The sequence below is a fragment of the Paenibacillus antibioticophila genome, assembly GCF_000455265.1.
Lineage (GTDB): Bacteria > Bacillota > Bacilli > Paenibacillales > Paenibacillaceae > Fontibacillus > Fontibacillus antibioticophila.
On sequence record NZ_HG005139.1, the window covers coordinates 503,158 to 519,994 of the forward strand.

Consider the following 16,837-nt stretch of genomic DNA (forward strand, 5'->3'; position numbering starts at 1 on the left):
GCTGGGCCGGTTGGCCGCCCGCAAATCCCGTACTGCCGCGTTCTACGGCGGCAGTGCTGCTGGCGCTGACCGCGACCGCGGGGTCAGCGCCGAAGAAGGCGGCGCGCCTGCGGAGGCGCCGCCAGTTCGTCCGCCGCGCAGCGGGGCGGACGCCGCCGCAAGGCCCGCGGCCGCAGGCGCGCGGACCGAGCCTTCGTCTCCACCCGTGGAGGAGACGAAGCCGGAGCCGGGTGCGGACTCAGTCTCCGCACCCGGGCAAGAACGGCTTGGCCGCCTGCTGGAGGCCAAGCGCCGGGGCGGGCGGCGGTAGCTCCGCCCCGCGCAGTGCGCAGCTTCCGAATTCACAAACACTCATTCGTGATTTATTATTCGTATTTGTTATTGTATTTGTTATTCGTGATTCGTGATTCGTGATTCGTGATGCATCCCTGGGACATGTTGGATTTATGTACGAAGATCCGTACAAGCACTGCCTCCAAAGGAGCCAATTCGATGGTTTGTACGATAATTCGTACAAATGCCCACATGCCTGCCTTCTGCCTGTCTCCTGCACACCGGTTTTGTACGAAGATTCGTATAAAGTCCATCGTGGAAACAGCCAGTTCGGAGATTTTGTACGGAAATTCATACAAAAACTGCCCCCTAAAGAGCTATCTCGATGTTTTTGTACGAAATTTCGTACAAGCACTGCCTCCAAAGGGGTCAACTCGATGGTTTTATACGATATTTCGTATAAACGACGCTGTCGAAGGTGCCAGCTCAAATATGAGATAAGCAAAACCGTCAGCCCCAACCGGGCTGATGGTTTTTATATATCCAAAACCTAAAAAAACAAACTATCGAGTTCCAGTTGTTTCTGACCTCGATCAAAGCGGAAGGGAGGACTGGAGGATTCCAGCAGGATGTCCAGCAGGATGTCCGATCCCATTTGCCTCAGTACTTGAAGGCTCCGTTTCAGTTCGTTTCAGTTCGCATTCTCCGGGTTAACTCGATTCTGCACCGCGCGCAGCTCCCGGCGTGCGGTGGGACGGTACGGGTGTCACCACACGCCGATATCGGAGAGATTTCTGCTGTAGGGATGCCCGGCATTTTACCCAGGTGTTCCGCAGACGCTATCAGTTGACGCCGACGGAGTACCGTCACCAGCAGCAAGTAAACATCATTTCTTAATTCAGCGGCGAACGGCTATAAGTTGTGCAATGTTGGAATAATGGTATGGAAAACGAAGGAATGAAGTGTTACAATAGATAAAGTCAAAATGATCTTTTCAATTTGAATGTTTTGCACGTGCAATTTCCATGACCAAGGAGGAAATGAAATGCCACTCTCTGACAACACAACGATTGACAATTTATCGATTACCACGATTCGGACGCTGGCGATCGACGCGATTGAGAAGGCGAAATCCGGGCATCCGGGGATGCCGATGGGTTCCGCACCGATGGGATACCAGCTGTTCGCGAAGACGATGAATCACAATCCGGATCAACCTGATTGGGTGAACCGCGACCGGTTCGTACTGTCTGCAGGACATGGCTCAATGTTGTTATACAGCTTGCTCCACCTGTCAGGCTATGATCTGTCATTGGATGAATTGAAGCAATTCCGTCAATGGGGAAGCAAGACACCTGGACATCCGGAGTTCGGACACACCGCCGGCGTGGACGCTACCACCGGGCCGCTTGGTCAAGGGATTGCCATGGCAGTGGGGATGGCTCTGGCCGAGACTCAACTGGCAGCAACTTATAATAAAGGTGATCTGAAACTGGTTGATCATTATACTTACGGCATCTGCGGCGACGGGGACCTGATGGAAGGCGTTGCTAGTGAAGCTGCTTCTCTTGCCGGGCATTTGAAGCTGGGCAAATTGATCTTCCTGTATGACTCCAATGACATCTCGCTCGACGGCGAGCTGAACCTGAGCTTTTCCGAGAATGTAAGACAACGCTTTGAGGCTTACGGCTGGCAGACATTGCGTGTGGAAGACGGCAATGATCTGGCGGCGATCGAAGCTGCAATTGAAGAAGCCAAGCGCGACACGGAGCGTCCAACCCTGATCGAGGTGAAGACGATCATCGGCTACGGCAGCCCGAACAAGCAAGGCAAGGGCGGCCATGGCGGTACGCACGGTTCCCCGCTCGGCGCTGAAGAAGCTAAACTGACCAAGGAATTCTACAAATGGGTATACGAAGAAGATTTCTATGTGCCTGAGGAAGTACGTGAGCACTTTGCAAAAGTGAAGGAGCGGGGCATTTCCGCTTATAACACTTGGAAGCAAACGCTGGACAAATATAAGGCAGAATATCCTGAACTTGCCGCTCAATTTGAGCTGGCTGTTGCAGGCAAGCTTCCGGAAGGCTGGGATGCAGCGCTTCCTAAGTACACCTCCAGCGACAAGGCTGTCTCGACTCGCGTTGCCTCCGGAAATGCATTGAATGGGCTTGCTGCGGGCGTTCCTCAGCTCCTTGGCGGCTCTGCCGACCTGGAGAGCTCTACAATGACGCATTTGAAGGGCTTGACGGTATATACTCCGCAAAGCCGCGAAGGCCGCAACCTGTACTTCGGTGTGCGTGAATTCGGTATGGCAGCAGCCATGAACGGGATTGCTCTGCACAGCGGTCTGAAGGTATTCGGCGGAACCTTCTTTGTCTTCACCGACTATCTGCGTCCGGCCGTACGCCTTTCTTCCATTATGAAGCTGCCGGTTACCTATGTGCTGACCCACGACAGTATTGCTGTCGGTGAGGACGGACCTACGCATGAGCCGATTGAACAACTGGCATCCCTTCGCATCATTCCAGGCCTGACGGTGATCCGTCCTGCCGATGGCAATGAAACCTCGGCTGCATGGGCTTATGCGGTAGAGAATACCTCGAATCCAGTTGCGCTTGTGCTGACTCGTCAAAACCTGCCGATTCTGGAAGGCACGGATGTTTCTGCACGTGAAGGTGTTGCGCGCGGCGGTTATGTGGTCTCCGATGCCAAAGACGGCAAGCCGGTTGCTCAACTGATCGCTACAGGCTCTGAGGTACAATTGGCGGTAAAAGCACAGGCTGCTTTGGCGGAAGAAGGTATTCACGTTCGCGTAGTCAGTCTGCCTAGCTGGGATTTGTTCGACAAGCAGGATCAAGCTTACAAGGATTCGGTCATCCTGCCTGAAGTCAAAGCACGCGTAGCCATTGAAATGGCGCATCCATTTGGCTGGGAGCGTTATGTGGGTGAAAAGGGCTCCATCATCGGAATTAACACGTTTGGCGCATCCGCTCCTGGCGACCGCGTCATTGCTGAATATGGCTTCACGGTAGAAAATGTTGTGAAGCATGTGAAGGAACAGTTGAACTAACCCGGGAGAGACTAGATTAGGCGCTGGAGAGGGGTATGGAGATGGAGCAGCAATTCAAGAATGTTACGGTGGACAAGGCGGCCAATATTTATTTCGACGGCAAAGTGACGAGCAGAAGCGTATGGCTTCCGAACGGAAGCAAAATTACGCTGGGCATTATGCTGCCCGGAGAATATGAATTCGGAACCGATTCGCTTGAAGTCATGGACATTCTGTCCGGCGATCTGAAGGTTCTTCTTCCGGGCGAGACGCTATGGCGTGAAATCAGCGGCCGGGGAACCTTCACGGTTCCGGCCCGCTCATCCTTTAAGCTGGAGGTCCGGAGTGTGACGGATTATTGCTGCTCCTACGGCTCCGGTGCTTAAGGCTTCATAAACAAACCGAAAAGGCAGGGACCCTGCTTTATGATGAGGGAACCTGCCTTTTTTCTTTAGGCTGTTTTCGTGAAAATTGTTGCTATTTGATATATGTGAAGTGCGCAGAGACAATTTATGGAGCAACTAATTCGACCTTTATTCGGTCGGGGTCTTCGAAAAACAGAGCATAATAGTTCTCTCCGCCCGCGAAAGGATGCTTGTCTTGGTAAAGCACGTTCATTCCCTTGGAACGAACCTTTACAGTCAACTCATCCACTTGTTTTCTCGAAATCGCATGGAATGCCAAATGATTCAGTCCTACCCGACAACGATTGTATGGCACGTCTAAGTGTTTTTCTTTTGCTTGAACAAACACAAGGTAGGTGTCTCCTAATTTCCAACTACGACCTTCTTCCCATTGCTGATATGGCGTATAACCAAGCTCTGACAGAAACCACCCCCAGAACTCGGCCGAACGTTTAAGGTCTGATACGTAAATCTCGATATGATGTAGTAATCCCAAAGGATTCACCCCTTCATGTTGCTTTTTTCAAGGTTTAAAGCTCAGGCTTGGGAGCATCACCGATTTTCTGCCCGATCCAGCTTTCGTAGACTTTCACGACAGACGATAAGTCCTCTTCGCCATAGCCCTGAGTTTGTCCGGCCTGGAACAGGCTCTTGGCCAGATTAAGCATCGGGGAAGGGATCGAAGCCCCGTCGGTAAGACTGGAGGCCAGCTTCAGATCCTTGAGCATGAGTGCGAGTGAAAATTGATTGGTGAAGTCATGCTCAATAATCTTGCGGCCTTTCAATTCGGCAGCCTTGCTGCCTGCTGAACCGAGCTGCACAAGCTCCAGGAACCGTTCCGCAGGGAGGCCTGACTTGGCGGCGATGGAGAAGCCTTCGGCCAGCGCCAGATTATTGATGCCTACGATGGTGTTATGAGCCAGCTTGGCGACAGCGCCGGTTCCGTTGTCACCCATATGGAGCACCTTCTTGCCCAGGCAATCAAAGATATCCATTTGGCCTTGAAGCACATCGCTGCGGCCGCCGACCATAAAGACCAGCGTTCCGTCGATGGCGGCAGGCGAGCTGCCGGTCACCGGCGCGTCCAGGAATGCACTACCCAGTGCTTCAACCTTGGAGGCTGTCTCCCGAACCAAAGCTGGCGAGACGGTGCTGCAATCGATGACGGTGGCGCCTTGACGCAGACCGGCAAGCAGGCCTTCTTCGCCTTCATATACCGCTGCGATGGAAGAATCGTCACTGACCATCGTAATGACCGTGTCAGCTTGACTGGCAGCCTCGCGCGGAGTGGGGGCGGCGCTTGCGCCAAGAGCGACCAATGGCTCGCATTTAGAGGCTGTCCGGTTGTATACGATCACTTCAAATGATTGCTTCAGCAGGTTTGCGGCCATAGGAGCTCCCATGGTTCCCAGACCGATAAATCCGATTTTTTTCATCGTTGTCACCCTCCTGGTGTGTGTTGAACAATACAGATTCATTTTAGCACGGACGTCTGCGGGGTGTACAATATGTCCTTGTTTTCGGGTATATTTTACAGTATCCTAATTACAAGTTGATACTTGGTTTGTCCGGCGGGATAGGCAGTGAGATCAAATAATTAGATGGAGGTAATTTTCATCATGTCTAAGAAAGTCACTTTTGATTACAGCACAGCGCTGCAATTTGTAGGGCAGCATGAAGTTGATAACCTGGAAGCACAAGTGCGTGCGGCTCATGAGCAGTTACATGAAGGCACTGGAGCAGGCTCGGATTTTCTGGGCTGGATCGATCTCCCGACAGCCTATGACAAAGAGGAGTTCGCCCGCATTCAAAAGGCTGCTGCCAAGATCCAAAGCGATTCGGAAGTGCTTATCGTGATCGGCATCGGTGGTTCCTACCTTGGAGCCCGTGCAGCTATCGAATCTCTCTCCCATTCGTTCTATAACACATTGCCGAAGGACAAGCGCAAGACTCCGGAAATTTATTTTGCCGGTAACAATATCAGCTCTACGTACGTCAATCACTTGCTTGACCTGATCGAAGGCAAGGACTTCTCGGTCAATGTCATCTCCAAATCCGGTACGACCACCGAGCCTGCAATTGCGTTCCGCATCTTCCGCGCGGCGCTGGAGAAGAAGTATGGCAAGGAAGAAGCCCGCAACCGGATCTACGCTACCACGGACCGTGAGAAGGGTGCGCTCAAAAAGCTGGCTAACGAGGAAGGATATGAAACCTTCGTTATTCCGGACGATGTGGGCGGACGTTATTCCGTACTGACAGCTGTAGGACTCTTGCCTATTGCGACTGCCGGAATCAGCATCGAAGAGATGATGCAAGGGGCAGCTGATGCTGCCAAAGAATACAGCAACCCGAACCTGGCCGAGAATGCCAGCTACCAATATGCTGCAGTTCGTAATGCATTGTACCGCAAGGGCAAGGTAACTGAAATTCTCGTTAACTATGAGCCTTCCCTGCATTACGTTTCGGAATGGTGGAAGCAATTGTACGGTGAAAGCGAAGGCAAGGACTACAAGGGGATTTTCCCGGCGGCTGTTGATTTCTCCACAGATCTTCATTCGATGGGACAGTTCATCCAAGAAGGCAACCGGAACATTTTTGAAACGGTTATTCAAGTCACCGAGGTCCCTAGCCATATCACGATTGAGGAAGATCCGGCAGACCTTGACGGACTGAACTTCCTTGCAGGCAAGACCCTGGACTTCGTGAACAAGAAGGCATTCCAAGGCACGCTTCTTGCACACACGGACGGTCAGGTTCCGAACCTGGTTGTGAATATTCCGGACTTGACTCCATATTCCTTCGGATATCTGGTATACTTCTTTGAAAAGGCCTGCGGTATCAGCGGCTATCTGATGGGCGTTAACCCGTTCGATCAGCCTGGAGTTGAAGCCTATAAGAAGAACATGTTCGCATTGCTCGGCAAACCGGGCTATGAGAAAGAAAAGGCGGAGCTGGAAGCTAGACTTTCCGAATAATCAAGCCCCTTACAGGCAGGAATCACGCCGCCAGGAAGCAGTTCGCCGATACCCTTATCGGTCGGGCTGCTTCTTGGCACATTCATAAGGATGATGTCATATGCTGGAACGGTACAGAACGGTTCGCGGAGCCGGAGACAAAGAAATCGTCATAAAAAAGTCAAGGTTCATCGGTCATATCAAGCCGGTGCAGCATGAGGAAGAGGCCGTCGCGTTTATTGAGGAGATCAAGAAGCGCCATTGGAATGCGACTCATAATTGCTCTGCTTATATGCTTGGCGAACGGGACGAGATCCAGAAGCAGTCCGATGACGGAGAGCCAAGCGGAACTGCGGGGAAGCCGATTCTTGAGGTGATCCGGAATCAGGGGCTAAAGGATGTCGCCATCGTGGTCACCCGTTATTTTGGCGGTATTATGCTGGGAGCGGGCGGACTGATTCGGGCTTATACCGACGGGGCGGTCGCTGCGATTGAAGCGGGAGAAGCAATTACGCGCGTGCTTCACCGTGAGATTTTCGTAGAGCTGGATTATACCTGGCTGGGCAAGGTGGAAAATGAGCTGAGAAGCCGGGGAATTCGAACCGGAACTACGGCGTTTGCAGACAAGGTTACATTGTTGTGTTTGCCGCTAAATGCTGAGACGGAGACGTTTAGGAACTGGATGATTGATCTGACACAGGGGCAGGCCGTCTTGACGGAAGGTGACAAGGTTTACTTTATCGAAGGGGAATAAAGCCTATGGCAAGAAGAGCAGTAGAGCAGGAGTTGTCGAGGGAAAGAATTATGGACGCAGCGAGGCATCTGTTCATTACGAAGGGATACCGCGGCATTTCCATGCGGAGTATCGGTCAGCATTTGGGCTATAGTCATGGCTCACTCTATTATCACTTCAAGGAAAAGGCTGAATTGTTCTATGCGATTGTCGTTCAGGATTTTAATCATCTGGCGCGGATGTGCGAGCAGGTGACAAAGCGTCCTCCGATGGACGGCTTGACGCGTCTGGAGCAGCTGATGCTTGATTTCATCAAATTCGGGTTGGAGAATCCTTATCAGTATGAGATTATGTTCATGCTCCGGGATGAAGAAATCCTGTCCTATTGCAAGGTGGAACAGGCAAAGTGCTTTGACATGTTTGAGAAGATTGTGAGGGGCTTTCTAGCGGAAGAAAAACATCCTCTGGAGCAAAATTCTTCGCTTCCGCTCAGCATGTTTCTGGGCATACATGGGTTTATATCGTTTTATATTCAGGACCGCCTGACTTTTGAGGATATTCGTCCTGCTGCAATTGCTCATGTCAAGATGTTAAGTCAAAGCTCTTATCGTATGACGTCGTAAAGGCGTTTTTTTAGAAGTCTGCACTTTATCCATTCACTCTTGCATAGCAGTAATTCATCAACACGCTAAATGATTAACGTATGAGAATGGGGCTGATTAGTCCCGGTAAAAAAGTGGGGCGAAAAACCGGGTTCCGGGTTTTCGCCCCACTTTTTTGTTTGGTATGTGTCACAGCAATGCAAGCAGCTTCTTCAAGAGGGTGCACCCGAACGCTGGCTAATCATCTACTCCGGCTATTCGTCTACGCCGGCTGCCCATCTAACGAATGTCTTTGAGGGACGTTTCTTCTTTTCTCCTCCCCCTTATTGCGTGTACTTGTATTACGATGTCAGTCAAATTTCTGTACATCGGGGTCGGGAATAATCTTGATCAGGCATTGACGGTGACGCGGGCCGTCAAATTCGCAAAAATAAATGCCTTGCCAGCGGCCGAGCAATACCTTCCCATCTTGAATGATTACTGTTTGAGAGGTTCCGGTGGTAATTGCTTTTAGATGTGAGGCGGTGTTGCCCTCGGCATGTCTGTAGCCCGGATGCTTCCAAGGAAAGACTTCATCCAGGCGAAGCAGAACGTCATGCTTGACGTCAGGGTCTGCATTCTCATTGATGGCGATTCCAGCAGTGGTGTGGGGACTATATACAACAACCAGTCCGGACTTTACGCCGCTTTGTTGCACGAGTGAAATGACCTCTCTGGTAATGTCCCTCATTTCATCGCGTTTGGTGGTGGTCAACTCAATGGTATGAAGCATGCGGGTCCCTCCTATTCAGCTAAATTACTCTTTAGTTGTATTGTACCCGTTCAGAGGAGCAGTGCAATACGATAAAGTTTATGCATTTTCAAATCACGTACGGGATAAGGATTGACGTACCTTAGACGGTTTGGTAAAGTGTGTATAAGTTAATTCCAAGTATTTATATAAGAATAAGTTATATTGAGTATATGATGATAGCGGAGAAGGGATGTGCTCGACCATGCATGTGGAGGTTCGTAATCTGGATAAGCATTTCGGCAATTTTCATGCGGTGAAGGATGTCAGCTTTGGGATTGAAAAGGGGCAACTGATCGGACTTCTTGGCCCAAGCGGAGGAGGCAAGACCTCCATCCTCCGTATGCTGGCTGGCCTGGAGCAGCCTGATTCCGGCGAAATCCTGTTCCATGGGGAGAGCGTGAATGCTCTGGCTCCGCAGGATCGGGGCATCGGCTTTGTATTCCAGAGTTACGCCTTGTTCAAGCACATGACCGTATTCGATAATATCGCCTTTGGTCTTCAAGTGAAGAAGCTGCCCAAGAACCGGATCCGGGAACGGGTGCTGGAGCTGGTTGAGCTAACGGGCCTTTCGGGCTTTGAAAAGCGCTACCCTCATCAGCTATCCGGCGGACAACGGCAGCGGGTTGCCTTTGCAAGAGCTTTGGCGCCAGAGCCGCAATTGCTGCTGCTTGATGAGCCGTTTGCCGCTATCGACGCGAAGATCCGGCAGGAGCTGCGCTCCTGGCTGCGTGAACTGATCGAGCGAGTTGGCATCACCTCCATTTTCGTAACCCATGATCAGGATGAGGCTATTGAGGTGGCGGACGAGATTATGATTATTAATGAAGGAAGACTTGAGCAGAAGGGTTCTCCATGGGACATCTACAAGGCGCCTAATACGCCATTCGTGGCCTCCTTTGTAGGACAATCGACTTTGATTCATCGAGCCGCTGATTTAAAGGGATTTGAGCAAGAAGCAGGAGACGGCAATACGAAGGCGCTTATCCGTCCGGAATATCTGGAGGTAGGCAGCGAGCATGAATTCACCTTGCTCTCGGCGACCTCTTCCGGGGTGGTGAAGCATACCCATTTCCGGGGAAGCGAGTGGTTGGTAGAAGTTGAGGTTGGCGGGCATGTCCTGACCACCTTCCGTTCGCTGGAGAAGGAGACATTGAAGGCGGGGCAGGAGGTCAGGGTTCTGGTACACCGGGCTTACCTGTTCAATGACGAGAAGAGCTGGATCGTAGAAAATCCGTTAAAGGGCGGCCCGATCACGGTGATGATCTAGAAGCGTGGTGAACAATGGAGAGCCATCATCTTGTCCACTAGCAATCCAGTCTTGCTTCAAACTTCACCCCCTCTTCTTGGCGAAAGGGCATAACCCTCTTCACCGCCATAGCCGGCATCGGCGATGATGGTGCCCGGGAGCTGTCCTAACTGAGATTTTACTTGTTCAAGATGCGGGATGAGGCAGCGCATGTCGGTCGGTCGCTGGTGCAGACTGTAGCCGATAGGTGAATTGACGCTCAGTGCCAACCTGGACATTATAGCCTGGCATTAGTTGACCGATTCGCATGGGGTCTTCTTTCATTCGCATAAAGGCAGCGTCATGATCTGTTTTACTGAAGCTGTTTCTCTTCCCTAATATCGCTGTCGGATATTTTAAACTCGCTAACGGACATTCTGGACTTTTAGCAGACTTGTTCTCATGATTCGAAGGGTTAACGGACATTTCGGGCGCTTAGGATGCTCAAACGGCTCTGGTTCACTCGATTCTACTCTCTAAGCAGCCAAAATGTCCGTTAGACCAAGTATGTACAAAGAAACCGTCTCCTTGTGGTTTATGTTTGGGTCGTACCTCCATTCTCCAGAGAGCGGTTTCTTTTTGTTTGACGAAATGAAAGAGGGTGCCCCTCAGTCATCTTATGATGACTTCTGGGACACCCCCTTTGTATTTTTAGAGGATTCAGGCTCTGGAACGAACCTCTTGACGCATAAACAGGGCATAGGAGATGCCAAAGCAGACCATTGTCGCCGCGATCAGACAGGTGAGCTGCGGCCAGACCAGCAGAAGGCTCTGCCCCAAAGACAGGGGACTTGAGATCGCACCGACTAATTGATCCATAGTTAGCGGTCCAAGCGAGCGAATGCCTGGCGTGAGCAATGTTGTGATTGTCTCGGAGAAAAGCTCGGTTGGCGATAGTCTGTTCAGCATCAACACCAGGTTCATCTGACGAAGCTGGGCCGAGACATCGGCAGTTTGCGGTACAGCGGTCGCACTGTTCACCAGTCCGATAATCATGCTGTAGAAGATCGTAAAGAACAACCATACTGCGATCGATGAAAGCGCCGAGGTCGCAGCCTGTCTGAAGCGGATTGAAAACAAAATGGACAGGTTCAGCCAGAATCCGATGTATATGACGGCAATGAACAAGAACATCACGATGCGGATGAACTCCTCCGGTGTCGGCGGATAGCCGATGGTGAACAGACTTAGCCCCATTACAAGGAAGCCAAGGGAGAAGACGACGACAAAGATCAGGAACAAGGCCGCCATGAATTTGGCGATGATAAAATCATCGCGATAGATCGGTTGAGAGAGCAAGCGTCCAAGCGTTCCCTTGTTCCGCTCAGAATTAACCGCATCAAATCCGAGTGCAATTCCGATTAAAGGTCCCATCCAGGACAGAAATGTAGTAAATGAAGGAATAGACAAGCTTGTACTGGTTAGTGTGAACATGCGAAGAAAGAGAAATTCGTCTCCTCCGGTGTTATTATCAAGCGATCCCCCGCGAATAGCAGATACAGCACCGTAAATCGAGCCGATGCAGGCGAGGAGAATGATACCGATTAGAATGACGAAGCGCCAGGAATAAATATGGTCGCCGATTTCCTTGCCGATCATGATACGAAGGGATGAGACGGAGCTGCGCTCACGAGGAGTGCCGGCGGGCTTATCCTTTTGCAGTATTTTTCGGATGCTCTCTTTGAACCTGTTTATGACATTCCGGATGTGCTGCTGAAGCGGGGCTTCCATGGATTTCATTGATCTGTCCTCCCTTCAAAGAACCGGTGATAGATGTCATCCAATCCGAATTCCTTCCGTCTCAGGTAAATAAGCTCGGCCTGACTCTGAATGACGGTCTCGGCAATCAACGGTGTAAGATCATAACTGCAGACGATCGTGAATAACCGGGGCTGCTCTCCGTCAACAGCAGGATACTCAAACGAGCCCGGTTCAGATTCCAGAGGAAGGATCTCCTTGACCCCGTCCAGGGCTTGGAGCTGCTCTGTCAGGCCTTGCGGCCAAGAGACGGCGCCAATCTCAATAAACACACTTCCGTCCTGATTAAGCTCATTGGACAGCGTCCGAATATCGCCGGCCGCGATCAATTTTCCCTTTACAAAAATCCCCACACGGTCACAAATCTGCTGGACCTGATGCAAATGATGGGAAGACAGAAGGACAGTCAACCCTTCGTCCCGGCTAAGGGAGGAGATCAGTCCAAGCAGCTCGCGAACACCCTCCGGGTCAATACCCAATGTGGGCTCATCAAGAATAATGACCTCAGGCTGCTTAATCAGCACATCGGCCAAACCGAGTCTCTGACGCATGCCCCTGGAGAAGGTACCAACCTTCTTGCCGGCGCTATCGGTAAGTCCGGTCTTCTCTAACAGAGAGTAGGCTCGCTCACGGGCTTCCGTCTTATTGAGTCCATTTAATCTGGCTGTGTAGACCAAATTATCGATTGCGCTCCGGTCATCATAAAATCCTACATCGTCCGGCAAATAGCCGACCTTCCGTTTTACCGACAATGCCTCCCATACCGGGTCATGACCGCAGATTTTGGCTTGCCCGGAGGACGGCTCGGTTAATCCGAGCATCATGAGAATCGTCGTTGTTTTACCGGCTCCGTTCGGTCCAAGCAAACCAAAGATTTCTCCCTTGGCAATTCGCAAATCAAGATGATCTACAGCCGTCATGTCCCCGTATCTTTTGGTCAAGCCCTCAAGCTCAATAATCGCTGTCTGATCTGCCGTTTCAATTTGCAGTGATCTGGTCATGGCTTATCTTCTCCCGAATTTCCGGAACAGATAGTAGATTCCTGCAACGACGGCCAGAATAATCAGAACTCCGATCCATCCCCATATGACCGAGGACTCCACAGTAATTCGCAGATCGGCAGAGGCGCTTTTAGCAGATGAATTTGCGGTTACACTGACCACATAGTCGCCTGCCAGCGATTTGTTACTTGATTTGATCGTGGCTTGAACGGGCTTACTCTCTCCTGGAGCGATGGATGTTATTGTCGATGGGGAGAAGGATACTTCCCATCCGGTTGGCGCATTGGCGGAAAAAGAAAGATCCTGAAGCTCAGCGGTCCCCGTATTGTGTACGACGAAGTCCAGCTTACGCGTACCTCCCGACTGAATGTCCGCACTCAATAGATTGTTGCTTGTTGTCAATTCCATGCCATAGGTGCCGGTAATGACGGCTTCTAATTCAGCCTGTGCCATTGAATCTCCACTAGATGCGGCGATCGGAATCGTATAGGTGTCAGCCTGAACCATTTCTGCTGGCTTTACTTCTATAGAGATCGATTTTTCCGTGTTTGGCTCTACCTCAACAGAGGTTACACTGGTCCCGTCGGATTTGAAACGCACATCCCATCCGCTGGGTGCTTGGGCGGTGAGTGCATAGGTTTGGGTGGTAGAGGTGCGGTTGCGCAGCACGGCGCTATACGTAAAGCTGGAATCCGAATACCCTTCCATATTCGCCTGGTCTACACTCAACTCGGTATTAAACGTTCCTTGTTCCGAAACATGGATGACTAACGGAAGAACAGCTTGGCCTGCACGAAGGGTAAATGTATAGCGGCCTTTATCCACCTGCAGCGGCACTTCGAGCTGAAGACTGATAGTTTGAGACTCATCGGGTTTTACAGCTAATTTCGAAATATCGCGCCCTCCGGCTGTCATGACGGATTCCCAGTTGTTGCCGCCTTGGTCCAGCGTAATATCGGCAGTCAGGGTGGATGAACTATGGTTGATCAATTCGATCGAATAGGATACGGTTTCGCCGGGGGCTGCGGACCAATCTACATAAGGCGTGTACAGCTCGAGAGCATCGGCCGCCCTGGCTTCGGGTGCCTGGATAAATCCACTGAACCCAAGGGCAGTGAACAGCGTAAGCAGCAGCAGAGCTGCTTTTCGAAGTGATGAAAGCATGCGTGAATTCCTCCTTGAACGATGTAAAAGTATAAATCGTCTATGATACGAACAGGAAGGCCGATTGGATTTAATCGGCCGCGAATTTTTTTAAAACGGCTTTTCAAACCGGGATTTTTCTGGTAAAACGGGGTACAGAGGGAGATGCTTCGTTTCAGGGGGGACGGACATGAGCCTGCAAAATGAAAGGTTGGCACGTGCGCTGAAAGAAATGGGAGAGGGCTCCGTTGAAGCCTTCGACGTATTCTATAGCGAGCTTGCTCCATTTATCATGCAGGTGGCAATGAAGACCATCGGGGACCGAATGGAAGCCGAGGATATTTGCCATGAGGTTTTTTTGGAGGCGCTTCGTAAGGGGCGGGACTATGATGCTGGGCGCGGGAGCATTAAAGCCTGGATGGCAGTCATGACGAGAAGCCGTTGTCTGGATCGGTTACGGAGAAAGCAGCGGGTGGTTCCAACTCAGGATTGCAATCTGGAGTTCAAGGGCAGAGCTGCATCGGGAGAAGACATGGCGCTGGCGCGTTTGGAACGTGAAGCAGTGAAGGAGGCAGTGATCTCACTGCCGATTTCGCAAAGAAAGGCGATTATCGGGTCCTACTTTTTCATGCAAACTCAGCGTCAAATGTCGGATGCCTGGAACGTGCCGCTAGGGACTGTGAAGTCGTGGATGAGATATGGACTTGGCAACCTGCGCAAACAATTGGAAAAGCAAGGCTGGATGGCCGTAACGGAAGGGAGCGGACAGGATGGACACGAATCGGCACAATCGACTGAGGGATAATACTTTCTCTGCCCATTCCTGCAAAGAGGGGAAGGCCGGAGCTTCCCGTTTCTGCTCGTCTTTCTATCCGGAAGAAGTCTGGGTTGACCTGGTGATGGGGAGCTTGCCGGAGAGAGAAGCCGAGCGCTTGGGACAGCATTTGCTGGAATGCTCGTATTGCCGGGATCAGGAGCGTTATTGGAGAAGCATGCTGGAGGAGGAGTATACCGACGACACAGCCGAGACAAAGCCCAGGGACCGGGGGGCATTAGCCCATTTTGGTAAGGACAGCAATTCGGCTGAACCGGAGCGGCTGCCTTCAGAATGGCTTCGCCTCCGGCTAAGAACCCGGGTGCGCCTGCTGGGATTGCTCCGCTATGCACGTTCCCTTCTATCCGGAGGCCGTCGTGCCGGCATGTGGATTGCCGCATCCTGCTGTCTGCTGCTTATTGCGTTCGGACTTCTTTTCACGCAATATACCCAAAGAGAGCATGATGCGTGGGGGCAATATGTTCAGGATTATGAGCCGTCCGCTGCGACATTAATGTCTAATCCGAATAGCATCGCTTATCCGATTCAGATCGGACAGTCGGGTACGGAGTTCGGAATGCTTTGGTACAATCAGGGCTCAGAGGAGCTTTTGATGCTCGTGGATGGTCTTGTTCCCGATGTCAATCGAAGCGTCAGGGTTTGGGCTGTTCGTGACGATGGCAGGGACAGTCTGGGGTTGCTTCAATATCACCAGCTCCGCGCTCATCTTTATGTTAAAAACCGTGATGAACTCCGAAGGGCCAATATGCTGGAATTGACTATTGAGCCTGTAGAGATGGTGCATCCTGATGGAATGGCGCCCGTGATCCAATTCAAGCTGAATCAACAATAGCTTCCGAACGGATGGAAGAGTAGAGAGAGGGTGCGACTTGAAGGACAGACTGGTATTTTTAGGCACCGGAGACGCGATGGGGGTACCGCGGGTTTATTGCGAATGCGAGGTATGCCAGGAAGCACGGAGCGGCGGAGTGAATCGTCGTTATCGTTCCATGGTGTCCGTTGAATCCGATGAAGGTGATGGATTTCTGATCGATTGCGGTCCCGATTGGCGCAGCGCTATGGAGAGACGAGGCCTGCGGTTCGCAGGAACCATCCTTGTCACGCATGCTCATTTCGATCATATCGGAGGGCTGCCGGAATGGGCGGATGCCTGCCGCTGGCTGGATCGCCGGGGTCAGCTGCATGCTCCTCAGGAGGTGCTTGAGCAGATTCTAAGACAATATCCCTGGCTGGATCGAAATCTGGATCTCCATACGGTGGACGGCGGAAGTGATCTCTGCGGCTGGAAGGTAACCGGCTGGAAGGTGAATCACGGGAAAAACGGATACTCCTATGCCTATCGTCTGGAGCAGGATGATTTTGCCTGGGCCTATTGCCCGGACTCCATTGCGCTTCCGGATGAGCAGCTCCAACCGCTGTATGATCTGGATCTGCTTGTGCTAGGCACAAGCTTCTATCAGGAGAAGGCTGAGTTCTCTACCCGCTCCGTTTACGATGTGACAGAAGCGCTGGAACTGCTGAAGAAGCTTAAACCCAGACAGACGAGATTCACACATATGTCGCATGATATAGATTTGCGGCAGGATTATCATTTGCCGGAGCAGGCAGGCTTTGCTAAAACGGATGAATGTGTAATTCTGGAATAGAAAAAGCGGATTTGCAGGGCCTTCGTCCTGTAAATCCGCTTTTTAAACATATCAGAAACGCGGCACTTGTCTCGGCGAATGAACACTCGAACGTGATACGGAAGCAACTTCAGGCACGCGCTCGGTATGCATTGCATTCGTGGAAAAGCGGATCTTCTTGCAGCACAGCGCATTGCAGTTAAACTGTAAAGGCAAAGTAGCTAGGGCATAAGTGTGAAGTTTGCTGTAGAAGCGGAGCGTTCGCCTTTGTGAGCGGATTTCCTCCCTGTCAGAACTTGGTCCAATTGAAGAAATCCGTGAACAACAGCGATCGAAAGCATACTTCACACGTTGCCTCTTTAACGTGCCTTCTTATGTTTAG

17 protein-coding genes and 1 pseudogene are annotated in these 16,837 nt (G+C 51.4%); 10 read left to right on the forward strand and 8 right to left on the reverse strand.

Annotated elements, in window-relative coordinates; all coding sequences use genetic code 11:
* Positions 1-365: 365 nt before the first annotated feature.
* Positions 366-632 (reverse strand): hypothetical protein, encoded by a 267-nt coding sequence (locus TX85_RS02150; protein ID WP_044477499.1) that lies wholly within the window; start codon positions 630-632, stop codon positions 366-368.
* 385 nt (positions 633-1,017) lie between these two features.
* Between TX85_RS02150 and TX85_RS28125 the strand changes: the two genes are divergently transcribed.
* The 3 genes from TX85_RS28125 (at position 1,018) to ppnP (ending at position 3,708) form a co-directional block, all read left to right on the forward strand.
* Positions 1,018-1,170: an AraC family transcriptional regulator gene (locus TX85_RS28125; protein WP_392391805.1), complete on the forward strand. Its 153-nt coding sequence runs from the start codon at positions 1,018-1,020 to the stop codon at positions 1,168-1,170.
* Between the two features lie 148 nt (positions 1,171-1,318).
* Entirely contained in the window at positions 1,319-3,343 is a 2,025-nt protein-coding gene (tkt, locus tag TX85_RS02155; RefSeq protein WP_044477501.1) for a transketolase, read from the forward strand.
* Between the two features lie 41 nt (positions 3,344-3,384).
* On the forward strand, positions 3,385-3,708 hold the full coding sequence (ppnP, locus tag TX85_RS02160) for a pyrimidine/purine nucleoside phosphorylase (RefSeq protein WP_044479736.1): 324 nt from the start codon (positions 3,385-3,387) through the stop codon (positions 3,706-3,708).
* 124 nt (positions 3,709-3,832) lie between these two features.
* Here the strand turns inward: ppnP and TX85_RS02165 are convergent, their stop codons facing one another.
* On the reverse strand, positions 3,833-4,222 hold the full coding sequence (locus tag TX85_RS02165; RefSeq protein ID WP_044477502.1) for a VOC family protein: 390 nt from the start codon (positions 4,220-4,222) through the stop codon (positions 3,833-3,835).
* A gap of 34 nt (positions 4,223-4,256) precedes the next feature.
* Positions 4,257-5,162, reverse strand: a complete 906-nt coding sequence (locus TX85_RS02170; protein ID WP_044477504.1) for an NAD(P)-dependent oxidoreductase — start codon at positions 5,160-5,162, stop codon at positions 4,257-4,259.
* A 183-nt stretch (positions 5,163-5,345) separates the two neighbouring features.
* On the opposite strand from TX85_RS02170, the gene TX85_RS02175 reads away from it, so the two are divergent.
* The 3 genes from TX85_RS02175 (at position 5,346) to TX85_RS02185 (ending at position 8,036) form a co-directional block, all read left to right on the forward strand.
* Complete coding sequence (locus TX85_RS02175; protein ID WP_044477505.1) at positions 5,346-6,701, forward strand: glucose-6-phosphate isomerase; 1,356 nt, start codon at positions 5,346-5,348, stop codon at positions 6,699-6,701.
* Positions 6,702-6,801: 100 nt separating this feature from the next.
* Entirely contained in the window at positions 6,802-7,434 is a 633-nt protein-coding gene (locus TX85_RS02180; protein ID WP_044477506.1) for a YigZ family protein, read from the forward strand.
* A gap of 5 nt (positions 7,435-7,439) precedes the next feature.
* Entirely contained in the window at positions 7,440-8,036 is a 597-nt protein-coding gene (locus TX85_RS02185) for a TetR/AcrR family transcriptional regulator (protein ID WP_044477508.1), read from the forward strand.
* 328 nt (positions 8,037-8,364) lie between these two features.
* Here TX85_RS02185 and TX85_RS02190 read toward each other — a convergent pair whose 3' ends face one another.
* Positions 8,365-8,787, reverse strand: coding sequence for a secondary thiamine-phosphate synthase enzyme YjbQ (locus tag TX85_RS02190; protein WP_044477509.1), 423 nt, complete (start codon positions 8,785-8,787; stop codon positions 8,365-8,367).
* Between the two features lie 223 nt (positions 8,788-9,010).
* Between TX85_RS02190 and TX85_RS02195 the strand changes: the two genes are divergently transcribed.
* Positions 9,011-10,075 (forward strand): sulfate/molybdate ABC transporter ATP-binding protein, encoded by a 1,065-nt coding sequence (locus tag TX85_RS02195; protein WP_044477511.1) that lies wholly within the window; start codon positions 9,011-9,013, stop codon positions 10,073-10,075.
* Positions 10,076-10,164: 89 nt separating this feature from the next.
* Here TX85_RS02195 and TX85_RS25670 read toward each other — a convergent pair.
* The 4 genes and pseudogenes from TX85_RS25670 to TX85_RS02210 all read right to left on the reverse strand — a co-directional run.
* Positions 10,165-10,438: pseudogene (locus TX85_RS25670) on the reverse strand (IS1182 family transposase); the annotation flags it as partial.
* A gap of 315 nt (positions 10,439-10,753) precedes the next feature.
* The gene (locus TX85_RS02200) at positions 10,754-11,833 is read right to left on the reverse strand and encodes an ABC transporter permease (protein WP_081671614.1); all 1,080 of its coding nucleotides are present in this window, start codon (positions 11,831-11,833) and stop codon (positions 10,754-10,756) included.
* Complete coding sequence (locus tag TX85_RS02205; protein WP_044477513.1) at positions 11,830-12,852, reverse strand: ABC transporter ATP-binding protein; 1,023 nt, start codon at positions 12,850-12,852, stop codon at positions 11,830-11,832. The genes TX85_RS02200 and TX85_RS02205 overlap by 4 nt, the downstream gene beginning before the upstream one ends.
* Before the next feature lie 3 nt (positions 12,853-12,855).
* Positions 12,856-14,016 (reverse strand): COG1470 family protein, encoded by a 1,161-nt coding sequence (locus TX85_RS02210; protein WP_044477515.1) that lies wholly within the window; start codon positions 14,014-14,016, stop codon positions 12,856-12,858.
* A gap of 169 nt (positions 14,017-14,185) precedes the next feature.
* Between TX85_RS02210 and TX85_RS02215 the strand changes: the two genes are divergently transcribed.
* The 3 genes from TX85_RS02215 (at position 14,186) to TX85_RS02225 (ending at position 16,476) form a co-directional block, all read left to right on the forward strand.
* Positions 14,186-14,800, forward strand: coding sequence for an RNA polymerase sigma factor (locus TX85_RS02215; RefSeq protein ID WP_044477516.1), 615 nt, complete (start codon positions 14,186-14,188; stop codon positions 14,798-14,800).
* Positions 14,766-15,662, forward strand: coding sequence for an anti-sigma factor domain-containing protein (locus tag TX85_RS02220; protein ID WP_148444316.1), 897 nt, complete (start codon positions 14,766-14,768; stop codon positions 15,660-15,662). Before TX85_RS02215 ends, TX85_RS02220 begins: the two co-directional genes overlap by 35 nt.
* 76 nt (positions 15,663-15,738) lie before the next feature.
* Positions 15,739-16,476, forward strand: coding sequence for an MBL fold metallo-hydrolase (locus TX85_RS02225; RefSeq protein WP_044479738.1), 738 nt, complete (start codon positions 15,739-15,741; stop codon positions 16,474-16,476).
* Positions 16,477-16,837 lie beyond the last annotated feature (361 nt).